Annotated in this window: 17 protein-coding genes; 5 read left to right on the top strand and 12 right to left on the bottom strand. The window is 45.7% G+C overall.

Annotated elements, in window-relative coordinates:
* Positions 1-160 precede the first annotated feature (160 nt).
* From FNL37_RS03265 to FNL37_RS03235, 8 genes are all read right to left on the bottom strand, one after another.
* Positions 161-1,435 carry a Y-family DNA polymerase gene (locus tag FNL37_RS03265; protein WP_159355124.1) on the bottom strand — a complete coding sequence of 425 codons (1,275 nt, stop codon included), beginning with the start codon at positions 1,433-1,435 and terminating at the stop codon, positions 161-163.
* Between the two features lie 199 nt (positions 1,436-1,634).
* Complete coding sequence (locus FNL37_RS03260; protein WP_159355123.1) at positions 1,635-2,051, bottom strand: LexA family protein; 417 nt, start codon at positions 2,049-2,051, stop codon at positions 1,635-1,637.
* 106 nt (positions 2,052-2,157) lie between these two features.
* Positions 2,158-2,655 (bottom strand): GNAT family N-acetyltransferase, encoded by a 498-nt coding sequence (locus tag FNL37_RS03255; protein WP_159355122.1) that lies wholly within the window; start codon positions 2,653-2,655, stop codon positions 2,158-2,160.
* Positions 2,652-2,933 carry a type II toxin-antitoxin system TacA family antitoxin gene (locus FNL37_RS03250; RefSeq protein ID WP_159355121.1) on the bottom strand — a complete coding sequence of 94 codons (282 nt, stop codon included), beginning with the start codon at positions 2,931-2,933 and terminating at the stop codon, positions 2,652-2,654. The genes FNL37_RS03255 and FNL37_RS03250 overlap by 4 nt, the downstream gene beginning before the upstream one ends.
* Before the next feature lie 387 nt (positions 2,934-3,320).
* Positions 3,321-3,488 (bottom strand): hypothetical protein, encoded by a 168-nt coding sequence (locus tag FNL37_RS13885; RefSeq protein WP_170291266.1) that lies wholly within the window; start codon positions 3,486-3,488, stop codon positions 3,321-3,323.
* Positions 3,489-3,823: 335 nt separating this feature from the next.
* Positions 3,824-4,060 (bottom strand): hypothetical protein, encoded by a 237-nt coding sequence (locus FNL37_RS03245; RefSeq protein ID WP_159355120.1) that lies wholly within the window; start codon positions 4,058-4,060, stop codon positions 3,824-3,826.
* A 91-nt stretch (positions 4,061-4,151) separates the two neighbouring features.
* Positions 4,152-4,730, bottom strand: coding sequence for a hypothetical protein (locus FNL37_RS03240; protein WP_159355119.1), 579 nt, complete (start codon positions 4,728-4,730; stop codon positions 4,152-4,154).
* A gap of 361 nt (positions 4,731-5,091) precedes the next feature.
* Entirely contained in the window at positions 5,092-5,478 is a 387-nt protein-coding gene (locus FNL37_RS03235; RefSeq protein ID WP_159355118.1) for an ester cyclase, read from the bottom strand.
* A gap of 488 nt (positions 5,479-5,966) precedes the next feature.
* Here FNL37_RS03235 and FNL37_RS03230 point away from each other — a divergent pair, with 488 nt between their 5' ends.
* Positions 5,967-7,301 (top strand): sensor domain-containing diguanylate cyclase, encoded by a 1,335-nt coding sequence (locus tag FNL37_RS03230; RefSeq protein ID WP_159355117.1) that lies wholly within the window; start codon positions 5,967-5,969, stop codon positions 7,299-7,301.
* A gap of 141 nt (positions 7,302-7,442) precedes the next feature.
* Here the strand turns inward: FNL37_RS03230 and FNL37_RS03225 are convergent, their stop codons facing one another.
* Positions 7,443-9,917 carry a methyl-accepting chemotaxis protein gene (locus tag FNL37_RS03225; protein WP_280526108.1) on the bottom strand — a complete coding sequence of 825 codons (2,475 nt, stop codon included), beginning with the start codon at positions 9,915-9,917 and terminating at the stop codon, positions 7,443-7,445.
* A 298-nt stretch (positions 9,918-10,215) separates the two neighbouring features.
* On the opposite strand from FNL37_RS03225, the gene FNL37_RS03220 reads away from it, so the two are divergent.
* From FNL37_RS03220 to FNL37_RS03210, 3 genes are read left to right on the top strand one after another with little or no spacing between them, the layout of a single operon-like run.
* Positions 10,216-10,992 carry an oxygen-binding di-iron domain-containing protein gene (locus tag FNL37_RS03220; protein WP_159355115.1) on the top strand — a complete coding sequence of 259 codons (777 nt, stop codon included), beginning with the start codon at positions 10,216-10,218 and terminating at the stop codon, positions 10,990-10,992.
* Position 10,993: 1 nt separating this feature from the next.
* On the top strand, positions 10,994-13,141 hold the full coding sequence (locus FNL37_RS03215; RefSeq protein ID WP_159356144.1) for a putative bifunctional diguanylate cyclase/phosphodiesterase: 2,148 nt from the start codon (positions 10,994-10,996) through the stop codon (positions 13,139-13,141).
* A 30-nt stretch (positions 13,142-13,171) separates the two neighbouring features.
* A complete protein-coding gene (locus FNL37_RS03210; protein WP_159355114.1) occupies positions 13,172-13,609 on the top strand; it encodes a hypothetical protein in 438 nt (145 codons plus the stop codon).
* A gap of 96 nt (positions 13,610-13,705) precedes the next feature.
* Here FNL37_RS03210 and FNL37_RS03205 read toward each other — a convergent pair whose 3' ends face one another.
* The 3 genes from FNL37_RS03205 to FNL37_RS03195 are packed head-to-tail and all read right to left on the bottom strand — an operon-like array spanning position 13,706 to position 14,927.
* The gene (locus FNL37_RS03205) at positions 13,706-14,014 is read right to left on the bottom strand and encodes an integration host factor subunit beta (protein ID WP_159355113.1); all 309 of its coding nucleotides are present in this window, start codon (positions 14,012-14,014) and stop codon (positions 13,706-13,708) included.
* 42 nt (positions 14,015-14,056) lie between these two features.
* A complete protein-coding gene (locus FNL37_RS03200) occupies positions 14,057-14,281 on the bottom strand; it encodes an MbcA/ParS/Xre antitoxin family protein (RefSeq protein WP_159355112.1) in 225 nt (74 codons plus the stop codon).
* Positions 14,274-14,927 carry an SOS response-associated peptidase gene (locus FNL37_RS03195; protein ID WP_159355111.1) on the bottom strand — a complete coding sequence of 218 codons (654 nt, stop codon included), beginning with the start codon at positions 14,925-14,927 and terminating at the stop codon, positions 14,274-14,276. Before FNL37_RS03195 ends, FNL37_RS03200 begins: the two co-directional genes overlap by 8 nt.
* Positions 14,928-15,221: 294 nt before the next feature.
* Here FNL37_RS03195 and FNL37_RS03190 point away from each other — a divergent pair, with 294 nt between their 5' ends.
* Entirely contained in the window at positions 15,222-16,235 is a 1,014-nt protein-coding gene (locus FNL37_RS03190) for an SIR2 family protein (RefSeq protein WP_159355110.1), read from the top strand.

Here is a 16,235-nt window from a genome sequence, read left to right as displayed (position 1 = left end):
GTAGCTATTTAGGCGGCGAAGATCAATATCGGAAGACCTTGACCTACATCTCATCTTTGAAGTGTATAGGAGTTTATAAAGAATCTTTGTAAACAATATGCAAATAGAGCCTAACTTCCACTTCCCTCCAAGTGGTGGAAAGATCGTTTATGTCGATGAGCTAAGTATGAATTAGGCTATCCCAGTCGGTCGTATACCCCGGACTCTTATTCCCCTGCTTCATCGCCCATGGCGCCTGGTATCCCTGAGCCGCCGACCTCAGTGCCCCCTTCCCCATCTTACGGTTTACCGCATCCAGGGCGGCCATTAATCTGGCCGATTTCCCAGCTTCCACGGTGAAGCCGAATAGGTCATTCTGCTGCCCGCCTGCAGGCACGATTTCGCCCAGCATAACGCCGGCCTTCTGATAACGAAAGCCTGGCTTATATATATGCTTCAGGATCCAAAGCGCCACGCTGATCAGCTGCATCGTATCGTCGGTGGGCGATGGAAGCGGGACCGTCATGCTGTTGGAATATTTGGGACCATCACCGAACGGCGATGTGTGGATGAACGCATGCAGCGTGCCCGCATAACCTTGCTGGGCGCGGAGTTTCTCGGCCGCCCGGCTGACATACAGGCTCACCGCTTCAGCGATACTCTGGTGGTCAGTGACCGGGTAGCCAAAGGACCGGCTGGAGATGATCTGCTGTTTGTCCGGCACCAGGTCCTCAAGCTCCATACAGGCATGCCCCTGGAGCTCCCGTACGGTCTTTTCCATGACGACACTGAACTGTTGCCGCATGTACTCCGGATCCTGCTGACGCAGATCCAGGGCGGTCTTGATGCCCAGGTCAACCAGCCTGGCCGACAGCTTCCGGCCAACTCCCCAAATGTCACCGACCTCAATCCTGGCCATGGTGGCCTCCAGGATATCTATGGGCAGCACATTGAAGTCACATACTCCGGTTTCATCCAGGAGCTTCTTCTTGGCCGTGTGGTTGGCCAGCTTGGCGAGTGTTTTGCTGGGGCCGATCCCGACACATACTGGGAGCCCCGTCCATTGCCGGATCCGCTCGCGCATGTCTTGCGCGATACCTGTGTGTTTGCCCGGGATGCCAGTGAGGTCCAGGAAGGATTCATCGATGCTGTAGACCTCCTGCGTGGGAGCATATTGGCTGATGATCTGCATGACGCGGTTGCTCATGTCGGCGTAGAGGGCGTAGTTGCTCGATAGCGCCACGATCTTGTGGCGCCTGGCTTCCTCCTTCAGCTGGAACCACGGCACGCCCATTTTGATGCCCAGTGCCTTTGCCTCGGCACTCCTGGCTACCACGCAGCCGTCGTTATTCGATAGAACCACCACTACGCGGCCTTTCAGGGCTGGGTTGAACACGCGTTCACAGCTGGCGTAGAAGTTGTTGACATCGATCAAGGCTATTGCGCGATTGAGCATCTCTATCTATGATTTCTCAAAAAAAAGTTCTATGGAGAAGTCTGCCCATATCCAAGGGGAGTCTTAAAGTGAAAAAGTCTGAAAACTTCGATGAGCCCACAAAGCCAATCGGAGAAAAGAAGTGGTATGTACTCCATGCCGCTGAAATAGCAATTCTGTTTTGGGTGGTCATTATGGGTACGCTTTTAATACTGATAGACTAGACAAATCGTCTCATCGACCCAGTTACTACCCCAATAATTTCTACTGTCTGCCCCTCTTTGAAAAAGATGGATTGATAGCTGCTGTTCGCTGGCAGCAGCTTGCCGCGCCCCAAATACTTCACCGTGAACTCGCCGTCCACCTCGGCAAGCACCACATGGCCAAGGCTGGGCGTGATGGAGCGGTCGACCACAAGCACATCGCCGTCGAATATCCCGGCATCTATCATGGAATCACCTTTCACCCGGACAAAGTAGGTCGCCGTCGGGTTGACCACCAGGTAATCGTCGGCGCTAAGCCGGTCCTCAACGTGGTCCGCAGCTGGGCTGGGGAATCCCGCGGCGACGGGGTTGTCGTAAAGTGGAATCGTGGCGGCGGTGAGCACCGGCACTCTGTCTAGTAACTTGGTCATCATATAGGCTGGCATTTACTGTACGAACGTACATTATATGCCCTAAGCCTAGATGCTGTGGAGTGATCTAGGGTTATTCAAAATAACCCGTAGTACGCTCAGTCCTTTATCAAGCAGGCCGGATGGTTGCCAGCGGCAGGAATAGGTTTAGCGGCGATTCTGGCAAAGCGATAAAGCCATGATGCCGATAGAAATCTGCAGCAGCTTCATCCTTGGCGTCCACCATCAGCGCGAAGGCGGCAATCTCAGAACGGGCGGCACGGTCGAGCGCATCGGCCAGCAGAGCTCCGCCAAGACCTTGGCCTTTGAATGCCTGATCGACAGCCAAGCGGCCCATACGAACGGCAGGAACGGTCGGATAGCGCGGCAACTTCTTGCCGGTGATGCTGGGCAGATCGGCCAGCAGCAGACTTGCCGATGCCAAGGTGTAGTAGCCTGCGATACGCTGCCCGTCTGCCAAGGCCACGAAACAAGCGGCCACCCGGCGTCGAATGTCTTGGGTGACTTGCTCTCTTAGATAGCGGTTTAGGGGCTCCGAATCGCTGCGGAACGTGGTGCGATCATGCGCCGCATCAAGCGGCGCAAGAAGGAATGGCGCACCACTCATTCAGTACGCAAGAGCTTACTACGTCGAGCGAAAGCACGCTCCAAGGCCGGCGTCGGTTTCGGCGGCGACAACAGGGCTTGCGCAAAGCATTCCTGATCTGCCAGTGACAGGCGCATGACTTCTGCTTGCTCTATAGCGTGCTGCGCCGCATCCTGGACAGCGGCCACGACAAAATCCGTCATGGTTCGCCCCTGAAGTTCGGCGGCACGCTTGAGCATCGAATGCAGATCGGTGCTGATCCTGGCTTCGAGGCGGGCGGTAGAGACAGATGCGGGCATTGTTTGTATCCTCCTGATATAATCATACGGCAAATTGCCGTACGCATCAAGATGAACTCGATGCAGAGGTGCGGATGGCATTAGAGAGGGGCGGCCCCGGCCCAAGCCGGGCACTCCGTGAAATCATGATGGATTACCGCAACAAGGAGTGGGAGGCCCGCTGCGCGCTGGATGAGTTTATTGCTGAGCAGTTTGGGATAATTTAGACTTGAGAAATATGTAGCGGCATAAACATGCGGTTGCGCTTGAATACATGCTCGCTACACCTGCAAGTACGTGCATTACAGCAATTTCGCGATCATTGTGAAATTGACTGATTAGAAATTCTGATTCCGCTAAAAATGTTGTTGTTGGAATAATAAAAAAAGCTTCCTTAGGAAGCTTTTTTCACTTTACTGGCTGCAATGTCTGATATGCCCACTTAGGATCAATGAGCAAAATAAATGCCAACCCTATGAATGCCAGCGCAAGCAAGAAAAGGGCTATGACAACCGCATTCCAGCGCCAACCTGGATTAGTGGCGAAGTTTTCCTTATTATCGTTATTCAGTTCCATACTCCTACTCCTCTCGGGTAAGATTGTTTACTAAAATTTACAGGTATGTGATTGAGTCTGGTCTCATATCTGATCCAGGTCAACAATATGTATTTAAGCCCGAAAACGAGGCGGAATCAAGACGGACCTCCCTCATGAACCATCTGCCACTTCTCAGCAACACTAACATTGAAGTGTTCATGATGCACACCTGCCGGTATCAGTTCGCACTCGTAATCCGCCTGACAAGCGCTCCTTCTCATATCTTTCACTGGGTGGAGGTAACTGGTTGCGAGAGCAGCATAGGAGGAACACGCTAATCAATCATCGCCACATTGCCCCCCCCTTGAGCGCTTCTAGTTAATTACATCAACATCAAAGCACCCATCAAGGAAATGATCCAATTCATTCCTAAGATTAGACTCAAGCTTACGCTGTTGGACAAGGCGTATCCTCAGAGCATTCGTGGGGCCTCTACTTTTTCCCATTAAAACAAGCTCTGTCTCTTGATCGACTGTATCTTGATATTCAGCCAGTATTGCCTTCTCCACTTCCCATTTTTCATGCAGACGCTGCCAGTCTTTCAGTTCCATGATCCACTCCCGCTGAGGGATGAATTGTGAATTATTATGCTTCTTCAACAAGATAGATATAGCAAAGTCGCTGAAAACTGCGTCGGAGGATTTAGTTATTGGCTGAGGGCATCGACATAGAGGGCGAAGAATCTCCTGACGTTTTATGTATCAACTTAACCACAGACTCCATATCCCTTAGGACTTTTTTAGCAAATTTGTCGTCACTGGTCAGGGCCTCCCATTGCTCTTCCGGTACATCGCCGACCAAAAACTGAACAAACGAGGGAGGATCAATATTCGAGGATGACTCTTCCTTACGATATGCCGTATTCACATGGGCGATGTTGTTTCGGAAATTGTAGAGCTTGATAAGTGTCTGAAACGCTTCAAGCCCTTGCTTGGTATGTACTTGAATATCAAGTTTCCCATAGATCACCTCAAGCTTCTCAATAGGGGACTTCCTACCATGAAGATGACCCCACTCACCCTTTCCATAGATGACATTGCCTATGTGATTCAGGTACGCCTCGAATGCAAAGGATGTCAGCAGGATGCTGGAAAGGAACTGCCATGTACTTCCTGCGGGAACCGCTTGACCCACTGCCAGCACACTTTTAGCAGCGTGCCAAAGATGGGCGTATGTGTTGGTATGGATTACTCCTTGAGTGCTATCTTTTGAATTAGTCATTTGGACACTCCACTTAGCAGTTGCTCCCCTTTTTCAAACTCTTACTCGGGACACTTCGCCCGTATATACTTACCTACAATATGCGGTAGTACCATGAAAGGAATATGATGAGTTTTGTGAATTCAGTCAACGAACTACCTAATAAGGTTGAAAGCCTTCAGCTGCCTATTCGCTGTGCGGAATGTGGGGAGCCTATTCTGAAAGCAGTGACCTCGTATGATATTCAGTCAACCGGGCCCTATAAAACCATCCACTTTCATCCCAGATGTGCCCTGATTGCTGGTCAGAGACTAATTTCCGATTCGTACTTACATAGAGATGAAGGATAGCTTTGAGCGTCTCATGAGTTTTCCAAGGAATGTCAGAGCTGGGCTGCGATAGCTCCAACATCGATCACCGACCACACCTTTTCAATCTTCTCCTCACGAAAAACATAGAACACATTCTCTGAAAATGAAATCCTCTTGCCATTCACTGGTATCCCAAACGGCTCGCCATGAGGCGTGCAATCGAAGAGAAGGCGAGTTGCAACTATAGGAGGCTCAGCGACAAGGATTCCAATCCTATACTCCAGGTCGGGAATATCTTCATAGCTCTTTCTCAACATAGCCTCATAGCCTTCAATCCCCAGTTTTTCACCATTTCGCTGGACATCTGAATGCACATATCGCCCTAGCTCTTGCCAGTTTTGCTTATTAAGACATGAGATGTATTCTCGATAGATGGCTGCCAGTTGGTATTTATCCATACGCCTCCCATTCATTATTGATGTACACATAGGCCTAAGGTTCGAGCCCATACAAGGCGATGCGTTCCCGCCTTACCCCACCCTGTACAGCTCCTTCCAAGCACCCGTGTAGTTCGGGCTCTTGAAGACCTGCGCATTTTCAAGAGCGCATCATCGCCTACATTAGCGCGAAGGAATTGCCTCCACATAAGCCGACTGTAGCCTAGCTTTGTGATCGGGCGAGCGGTTGCTTTTCAGGTCTTGGGTATTGCTTAGGGGCCTAATGGAAGCATATGGTTGCCCCTTGTCTTTAAGGGGACAACTTTTAATTTCAAACTGCAAAAAACGTCGACCTTTAGACATAAGAGATGAAAATTGCACTTTAATTTTATAAACACAAATTTATAAAATAAATAATATCTTTTAAATCAATCAGATATAAAAGAATAGGGTTTGGCATAAAACATGCGATATTAACCCTCTTTACAAAAAACTCAGTCAATATCTCCATGGCCTCTTACCTCAGCAATCTACCGGCTCTACTGGCAAATAAGCTTCCTCATGCTTGGAAAAATGAAGAGAGGGGGATAAGTGATCGACTGCTCTGGAATATCTTTGAGTATGCTCCCCTTGGCATGGCCGTTTTAGATTCTTCTTTAAATTATCTATTGGTAAATAGCGCATTCTGCGAAATGCTTGGATATAGCAGAGATGATTTTAAAGTGCTTACACCATTGGATATTACATTTTCGGATGATGTCGAACTTAGCCGCCAGAAACTTGAGGCATTGATACATGGAAATATAAATGTTTATCAAATAGAAAAACGCTACGTCAGAAAAAATGGCAATGTGGTTTGGATGAACCTCACCATTTCGATGGTGAGGAATCCAGATGATGAAGCAAACTTGTATGTTGCCCAAATTCAGGATGTATCTGGTCAAAAAGCATTGGAAGAAAAGCAGCGTCTAGCCACTGCGGTTTTCAATCATAGTAACCAAGGGATTATGGTCACTGATTCTGACAATAAGATTGTCACTGTTAATCCCGCATTCACGGAGTTAACCGGGTATTCTTTGAAAGAAGTGATTGGATCCAACCCTAATCTGCTGAGCTCTGGTCAGCAGTCAAAAGAGTTCTACCAGAATATGTGGAAAACCCTACAAACTCTTGGTCATTGGGAGGGGGATGTATGGAACAGAAAGAAAACGGGAGAAGTGTACGCCGAATGGTTATCTATCAGTACGGTCCGTGATAGTAATGACAACGTATCCAGTTATGTGGCTATGTTTTCTGACATTACTGAAAAAAAGAAAGCTTCCGATAAGATATTGGAATACGCCAATTACGATCCTTTGACACGTTTACCCAATCGGAGATTATTTAATGATCGCTTACAGCAAGCGATTATCAAAGCAAAACGTTCCAATCAGAAGCTCGGACTGGTTTTTATTGATCTTGATCATTTCAAAGAGGTAAATGACGAATTAGGTCATGCCGCTGGTGACGAGCTCCTGATCCAGGTTGCGAAAAAGATTATGAATAAGGTTCGTGCGGCAGACACGGTTGCAAGACTGGGCGGTGATGAATTTGTAGTTATTCTAAATGATCTTAATGACCGAGATGCCATTGAGTTAGTCGCTAACTCAATAGTGTTGGCATTGCGAGAACCTTTTAATATTTTTGGAAACATTGTCCATGTTTCTGGCAGTCTAGGCCTCATAACTTATCCAGAAGGTGCAGAAGATTCAGAGAATCTGCTGAAGGGTGCCGATGAGGCCATGTATCAAGCAAAACAATCCGGGAAAAACTGCTACAGAGTTTATCAGGATAATCATGGATGATCTTTTCGGCAAATTTAGCGTCCTGATTGTCTTATAGGTGTGTCGCACCAACTTCCTTAAGATCCTGGATGTCGGCGCGACCCTGGCCAGATTAGCGAGAGATCCAAAATTATGGATCGCTATCTCGTCATTAAATGAGTTTTAATTTACTGACATTAATAGAGGCCTAATACTCTGATGTGTTTGATTTTCCTCAATTCTGTAGCGTGAAACAGCTTCCATTAGAATATTGGCCTGATCCGCCAGTGACATAGCCGCTGCTGCGGCCTCCTCAACCAAGGCTGCGTTCTGTTGCGTGACTTGATCCATGTTGCTGACCGCAACATTCACTTGTTCGATGCCAGTACTCTGCTCAGACGAAGCATGAGTAATCTCTGTCATTATTGTAGTAACATTTTTCACAGAAGCGACAATATCCTCCATCGTTGAGCCTGCTTCAGCCACAAGCTTGGAGCCATCTTTGACCTTAGCAACCGAGGCAGTTATCAATTGTGTAATTTCCTTGGCTGCAGAAGCCGAGCGCTGGGCCAGATTGCGCACCTCACTTGCCACAACGGCAAATCCGCGTCCATGCTCCCCTGCTCGGGCCGCCTCCACGGCAGCATTCAACGCCAGGATGTTAGTCTGGAAAGCGATACCATCGATGACGCTAATGATATCCACGATTTTGTTCGAGCTTTCACTTATGCCTGACATGGTATGAATGACTTCGTTAACCACTTCGCCGCCCTTCATTGCAATCTCTGAGGCCTCATGAACAAGCTGATTGGCTTGATTTGCATTGTTGGCGTTCTGTCTCACCGTAGAGGCCAGCTCTTCCATACTTGAAGCAGTTTCTTCCAGCATGGATGCCTGCTCTTCAGTGCGCTGGGATAAATCATTATTACCCGTCGCGATCTCATTGGCAGATGTAGAGATGGTATCGCTTGAGCGTTTGATCTGCGTAATGATCTCGGCCATGTTTCCGATCAATGCATTGACACCTTCACAGAGTATGCGTAATTCATTGGTTTTATCGGCAAGTGAAATTCGCTTGGTCAAATCACCAGCTTTTGCTTGAGCCACAATTTCCTGGGTTTCTTCGACCGTACGACTCATTGCTTGGGTACTTAGCACTTGCTCCGTAATATCAGTCGCATACTTGACCACCTTGAAAGGTTTGCCATTCAAATCGAAGATGGGGTTATAGGAAGCTTGCAACCAAACCTCTTTACCGTTTTTCGCAATTCGCTTGTAAACGCCTGCATCAAACTGACCAGCACGCAATCGCTCCCAAAATTGCTGATACTCGGCGCTTTTCCGGGTCTCAGCATCAACGAACGTGCTATGTGGCTTGCCTGCCGCCTCTTCAAGGCTGTAGCCCAATATATCTAGAAACTTAGTATTCGCCGTAATTACCGTACTATCTAAATTGAATTCAATAACACCTTGAGACTTGGCAATAGCAGCTAACTGGCCAGAAAAATCTGCATGCTTTAACTCTTGCTCAGTAATATCAGTCGCGTACTTGACCACTTTGAAAGGTTTGCCGTTCATATCGAAAATTGGATTGTAGGAGGCCTGCAACCAAATCTCTTTTCCATTTTTGGCAATTCGCTTGTAAACCCCTGCATCATATTGACCAGCACGCAGACGTTCCCAAAACTCCTGATATGTCTTGCTGTTACGCGTCTCGTCATCTACAAAAGTACTGTGAGGTTTGCCTATCGCCTCCTCCATCGTATACCCTAATATTTCTAAAAATTTGGGATTAGCAGTAATAACGGTGCCATCAAGATTGAATTCGATAACGCCTTGCGCCTTACCGATGGCTGCGATCTGGCCAGAGTAATCTGCGAGTTTTATTTCAAGATCCGTAATGTCAGAAGCATACTTCACAACCTTGAATGGCTTTCCATGCAAATCGAAGATGGGGTTGTAGGACGCTTGGAGCCATACCTCGCGCCCGTTTTTAGCTATCCGCTTATAAACCCCTGCATCATAATTCCCGGCACGCAACCTCTGCCAAAACTCCTTATAAGTAGAACTATCGCGAGTCTCGGTGTCAACAAAAGTGCTATGTGGCTTACCCTTTGCTTCTTCCAAGGTATAACCAATGATGTCGAGAAATTTCTGATTGGCCGTAAGAACGGTACCGTCGAGATCGAACTCAATCACTCCTTGGGATTTTGAAATGGCTTGCATTTGACCAGTAGCATCTGCTTCTTTTAATTGCTGAGCTGTGACATCCATCGCATATTTAACTATCTTTATGGGATTTCCATCTAGTCCTAAGATAGGATTGTAAGAGGCTTGAAGCCAGACTTCCCGACCATCTTTGGCAATACGTTTGTAGATGCCAGTCTGGTAGTTCCCTGCACGTAATGATTCCCAAAAGGCTTGATAGGCACTACTTTGGCGATCTTCCATGTCAACAAAAGTAAAGTGAGGCATGCCAATGACTTCTTCAAGCGAGTATCCCAGTATGGACAACATATTGGGATTCGCAGTGATAACACTACCTTCGAGATCAAATTCGATAACACACTGAGATTTATTTATTGCGGAAATTAGGCTACGCATATAAATATGCTCAGCTTCTGTTTCTTTATTTTTAAATATATTAACGAAAAGCATTACCATCCCCTCTACTGATACTCAGTCAATACTATCTATCGACCTGAAATTAAAAATCTTTAAGCTGAATAGGTTAACCCTTATTCATTAAGAATTAAGAGACATTAAATATTTTTTACATTGTAAGACATTGTTTTTAATTAATATATTTAGAAATAATGCTATTCATTTCCACCTCTTAATCGATAATGACTCTCATCTACGTTGATTCATTTGTGTTTTTAGTTGCGAAGATTATATTTCAAACATACTATAACCATAATAATAATAGGGCTATCCTAGCTCAAAGTGGTTTTAAATGCGAAATATAAAATTATTCGAAAATAATGAGCACAGATTTATTTTGTTAAATGAAAGTGAGCCAGGCGAAGAAGACGGTATACGTTCAAATCAATATTTGATCGCCCATGGGGATGTAGGCGTGCTTTTGGATCCAGGTGGTTTTGGAGTCATGCCCCGCGTTCTAGCTGAACTACTACGGTATCTTCGTCCGGACCAAATAAAAGCCATCTTCCTTTCACATCAAGATCCTGACATAGTCGGTGGGATTTCTACTTGGTTGGAACTGACGGACTGCCCTGTATATGTATCCAAGATTTGGATGCGATTTCTACCTCACTACGGGCTGAAAGACATGTCATGCTTCTCAGGGGTACCTGATGAAGGCATGGAATATAAATTAGCTCCAGATTTCACTCTCAAGGTTATCCCCGCCCATTTCCTTCACTCTGAGGGGCAAATCAATGTCTATGATCCGATCTCTAAAATACTATTCACTGGAGATATTGGAGCTGCGATGCTGCCCATGGAAAAAGACGATCCATATGTGGATGATTTCCAAAGTCACCTACCATATATAGCTGGGTTTCATAAACGGTATATGTGTTCAAACAAAGCAATACGATGCTGGCTAGCCAATATTGCTGATCTTGATATTGACATCATTGCTCCGCAGCATGGGCCAGTTTATCGGGGCGCTGCGGTCAAAGAGTTTCTTGAATGGTTTCGGGATCTTCAATGTGGAGTGGATTTAATGAGTCCTGGCGGCTCATTCTCATCAGGTGAGTTTGCATAAAATGCCAGGGATTGAGACCACAACTTTAGAGACTGTGCGGCAACGCGTCATTGATCGTCTTGCTGCATTAATGGAGAGTCAAACACGTACCAAAGCCTTTGGTGGTGAAGTTGTACAACTTATCCGCAGTGTCCACCAGGACACTGTGAGTGCATTGAAGGCAATTGCAGAACATGCAAAAAATCAGGACACATTATCTTCTGTCGAAGGAATCATCCAAACTTTCAGCCGCTTGGATTCCACCCTCAATATCTTATTCCAAGAGCGAAACAGGCAATGGTATCGCAACGGTGATTATGTCCAGGCACTAATGGGAGAATTCCATACTACTCTTTCAGACTTATCTGACACATTAATAGAGAAGGATTTGCTCGAACGCCAAAGCGCCGTTTTAGAGAGAATTATTTTGTCTCATGAGCATGTGTCCCATTGGCAAGAGTTCGTTCAAGAGATCCTTGCAGATTTCCATTCGATTTTTCCATTTAACTTCTTTTATATCGCCTTCTCTGAAGAATCCGGGTTATCGCTCTTTTTATATTTCATTGGAAATCATTCAGAAAATTCAAAAAAAATCGCAAGAGAGCTTTGTACCACTCAAGTTCTGAATAGCATGAATATCACTAGCTCTGTAGCGCTAGATATAGAAGAGTTTTATATCAAAGCGACAGGGGATAACGACAGCTCCGATGATTTACGGATGATCACGGTGACTGTCCCACAGCACACGCCTAAATTAGCCGGCTTGCTGGGCGTTGCATATGTTTCGACCGCTAACCTGACGCCTCAGGAGGACAGTGTTCTCAGATCGATTCTTTCGGTCATGGTTATGGTTGTTGGGTCAAGCAAGGTTCTATCTCGGTCTCTTGCTGAGCTTGAGTACTACTCCATGCATGATCCGCTCACGGGGCTTTATAACCGTCGACAATTTAATCACATGCTGGAATACGAAATTGGGCGTTCAGCACGCCATCAGCATGAGTTCTCGTTGCTTCTACTTGATTTAGACGATTTTAAAGACATCAACGATACCTATGGTCATTTAACAGGGGACGAGGTTCTAAGAGGGGTTGCCGAGATATTGCAGAGCAATATTCGCATGGGTGATTTGGCAGCGCGTATCGGGGGCGATGAGTTTGTTGTCATTTTAACTGAGACAAACCGGGAAGGTGCCAGGGTTGTCGCTGAGGCCCTTGGTAAATGCTTAAGAGATAAATCGTTTTTCTCTTCTGACAATCGAGAGTTTCATCAGACAGTTTCGATTGGTATAGCTAACTACCCTAATGATACGAACAACCTGACTGACCTCCTTGCTGGGATGGATGTCGCGATGTATCGGGCAAAAGAAATGGGTAAAAATGGATCTTGCACGTTAGACGCATTGAAAGATCGTGTAGAGACTAGCCGCCTTACCCGAGATTATGCTGAAAAATTACGGAAGGCATTACAAGAAAAAAGATTCATCCCATATTATCAGCCAATTGTAAATTGCCGTACCCAAGAGGTTTTTGCCTATGAAACACTGGCAAGACTAGTAGAACCCACTGGTGAAACAATCTCTGCAGGCATATTTATAGAGGCAATTGAGAAGTACGGTCTAGCAAGAGAGTTGGATCGTGCCATTATAGAACATGCTTTTAATGACAAATATCAACTACACAACACTGCGCATCCTGAGGCTAAATTATTTCTGAATCTATCGGCACAGGAAATACAAGGCCGAGGAATATTAGGCTATGCGGAAGAGTTGTGTCATCAATTGAAAATACCCCCTTCTCATGTTGTATTTGAAATATTAGAACGCGACGCGATTAGCGACATGACTAATATGCGAAAATTTCTTGCGAAATTACGCGATAAAGGATTTGCCTTTGCCCTTGATGATTTTGGGAGCGGTTACAACTCCTTTCATTACCTGAGAGAGTTGCGATTTGAATACGTCAAAATAGACGGAGCGTTCGTTCGTAATATATTGAACTCAAAGGTTGACTATGCTCTTGTCAGCAACCTTTCTCGCCTATGTCATGATCTTGGGATACAAACGATTGCTGAGTTTGTGGAAAATCAAGAGATACTTGAAGCACTTCAGCATATGAAAATTGATTATGTTCAAGGCTTTCATATAAGCCTACCGAAGCGTGAAATGAATTAACTTTCCCGAGTTAATTAAACGATCATGATTTTGGATGGTTTTGAAATTTGTGCAATAAGTGAAAACACAGAGTTTTCAAAAGCACTTATGAAAACACCAATTTCAAAGCAGCTTCAGAAGCTTGCTAGCAATGGTTCTTTGACTGGCTTCTGGGTCATCGATTTTGAATATAAAAAAATATTCTGGTCGAAAGAATTAATACAAATTTATGAACTCTTTTCCGAGATTTCGACCACTCAATCCAACTGGATCAATAGTTTCGCTACGGAATTTCAAACTACTCTAAAAAGTAAAGTAATTCAGTTTATGACAACAAGTGATCCATTTATATTTTCTGGTTTGTTAAACTCTCCATCCCACAGCTCAAAATGGCTACTCATGCTAGGCTATAATTTGAAAAACTCTTACAGCCCTCTTCCTCATGCGTTTGGATTTGTATCTGACATTACACCTAAATCTAATCAGTAAGAAATGAAATTTAAATTCGATAATGCATTGGATATCATTTCAAAAATTAAAAGAGGTAATAAAGTTGGACTATGATTCTTTGAAAAAAATCAAGCCTTAAGCAGCCAATTTGATAGTCGGTTCCATCGATTTATTTACTCGCTGCTTTAACTCTATTCCAGCTTTAAAATGTGGGGCTGCTTTTTCCTCAACATAAACTGCCTCACCAGTTTTAGGATTACGAGCATTGCGAGCGAGCTTATATTTAACCACAAAGCTGCCAAACCCTCTTATCTCTATTCGATCATGATTACCTAGGGTTTTGGTCATGGCATCCAGAATCACATTAACTGCCATCTCAGTATCATCATGGGGGATTTCTTGGAATTTCTCGGCCAAAATATTTATAAGTTCTGATTTAGTCATATTTACTTTGAGTAAAATTAAGCAAAAGTACGGTAATAGTATTTACGCAAACACCCCAGCATGAATTTTCTTAATCATGCCAGAAACAAGTTTAAATCCCTCAGCAGACTCCACAATACTTGCCGGCACAACACCTCCCAGCGCAGGAGCCGGGGTTTGTAGCCATTCCTCTAGCCAGGCCGCAGCATCGAAATCCTTCACATCCGGATCCCCGGCATCCGTCAGGATCGCCTCCACTTGGGAAACCAGTTTTTCGTAATTAGTCATGGACCGCCACTCTCATGCCATCTGCCGGATACTGCCGCAGATAATGCCGGGCATCCTCTGCGGTTGAATTGAGCCATCCATCATACTCATCCTCATGCAGGATCACCACCATGCGCTTTTCGTCGTCAGGCTTGTGAAAGTTGCGCATGAACGAATGATCATCGGCATTCACCGTCAGCATTGAAAAACTGCGTAGGATCTCCCCGTTAGCCGGGTTCTTCCACCCGGTCCATATCCCGGCAATCCCCATCGGTTTCCCGTCCGTCCGGACTATCCGGGTGGCCACTCCTTTACCGGATCGCCAGTCGGGTTCGAAGATCGCCTCAGCCGGAATGATGCAATGGCGATTCAAGCGCCAGGAATCCCGGAATGCCGGTTTCTCATGGACGGTCTCCGACCTGGCGTTATAGGTTTGCCGGGCAATCTTGGTATCCTTGGCCCAATGGGGGATCAGGCCGAAGGAGCCAACCATCAATTCTTTGAATGGTACGGCTTCGTCACCTACATCGGCATGCTCGTGCTTGCGGAGGAATGGTCCCACATAGGTAGGCCATAGGCTGGGCTTGAGACCTGGCGGAAGATCATCGACGCCGAAGTGCTGCTTCAGCTTTTGGGCGTTGAGGACGGGGTCGTAGTGGGAGCACATGGGCTTATCGATAATTTCTAATAACTACGATTGCTTGATTGAAAGTCATTTTTCCAAGGAAGCAACATCTTCAGCGCCCCTCTCTATCACAATTACTATTCGTTGACCTAAGGACATTTTTTTCATTTCATTTAACTCATCTATTAAACACCACTAATTTACTAAACAGCTGCAAGTCCTACAATCGCAATATCTAATATGTATTTCGTTTATTATCTATCCGCGTGGTGCGGCATTCAAATGCTTGCCTTATCTCGCAGTTTCAGGTCGTTAAAATAACAAAGGGATAACACTTTGTCTGACATTAATTACGAAAAGCAAGCTCAGGACTATTACGGCAAGGCTCCCATCATTATTTTGGGTAGCGGAGCCTCGGCTGCACATGGAATTTCTGGCATGTGGGGGCTTGGGCAACATTTGATTAAAACAACTGATGTTTCAGGACTATCTGCTTCCGAGATGGGGTCATGGCAGATTTTCTGTCAGACACTGAGGGACGGTTTGGATTTAGAAGCGGCACTTCATCAAGTTGATTTATCTAAGGAGTTGACTTGCAGAATCATAAATTCTACTTGGTCACTTATAAACGCTGAAGATCGCAGCATCTTTAAGAGTGGCTTGCAAAACCGCTCAATGTTCCCGTTGAGCCGCTTGCTTGAGCACATGTTTGAATCAAGCCTGAAAAAGATAAATATCATCACTACAAACTATGATCGCTTGGCAGAGTACGCATGCGACCAAAGCAGAATTCATCACTACACTGGGTTTACACACGGATTTTTCCGTCAAATAGCCACGCCCGATGAATTAACCTGCTCACGTAGGGTGAATATTTGGAAGGTACACGGATCTCTGGACTGGTTTCAGTCTCCTCTAGAAGACACCATCGCAATTTCAGGCGCCAATGAAATCCCTGAAAATTACAGCCCTCAGATTGTGACACCTGGCACGCAAAAGTACCAAAAGACGCACCTTGAGCCATTCCGGTCCATCATCAATAATGCCGACATAGCTATAAATGAGGCAGGCTCATACTTGTGCATTGGATATGGATTCAATGATGAACATATTCAGCCAAAACTTATGGCCAAATGTCTGCGTCAGGGGGCGCCAGTCACCATCATCACATACGCGCTCTCGGAGTCAGCAAGAAAGCTTATCCTTGGCGGAAAAGCACAAAATTACTTAGCCATAGAGCGAGGAGCAACAGATAACCAGTCTGTTGTTTACTCTTCTCTTGCCAGCTCCTCTCTTAAAGTAGAGAAAAATATCTGGAGCCTTGAAGGCTTCATGTCAGTCATTATGTAG

Origin of the sequence: Methylovorus glucosotrophus, assembly GCF_009858335.1 — a bacterium.
Taxonomy (GTDB): domain Bacteria; phylum Pseudomonadota; class Gammaproteobacteria; order Burkholderiales; family Methylophilaceae; genus Methylovorus; species Methylovorus glucosotrophus.
The sequence above is the reverse complement of the archived record's forward strand: the minus strand, read 5'-3'. Positions and strand labels throughout refer to the sequence as shown.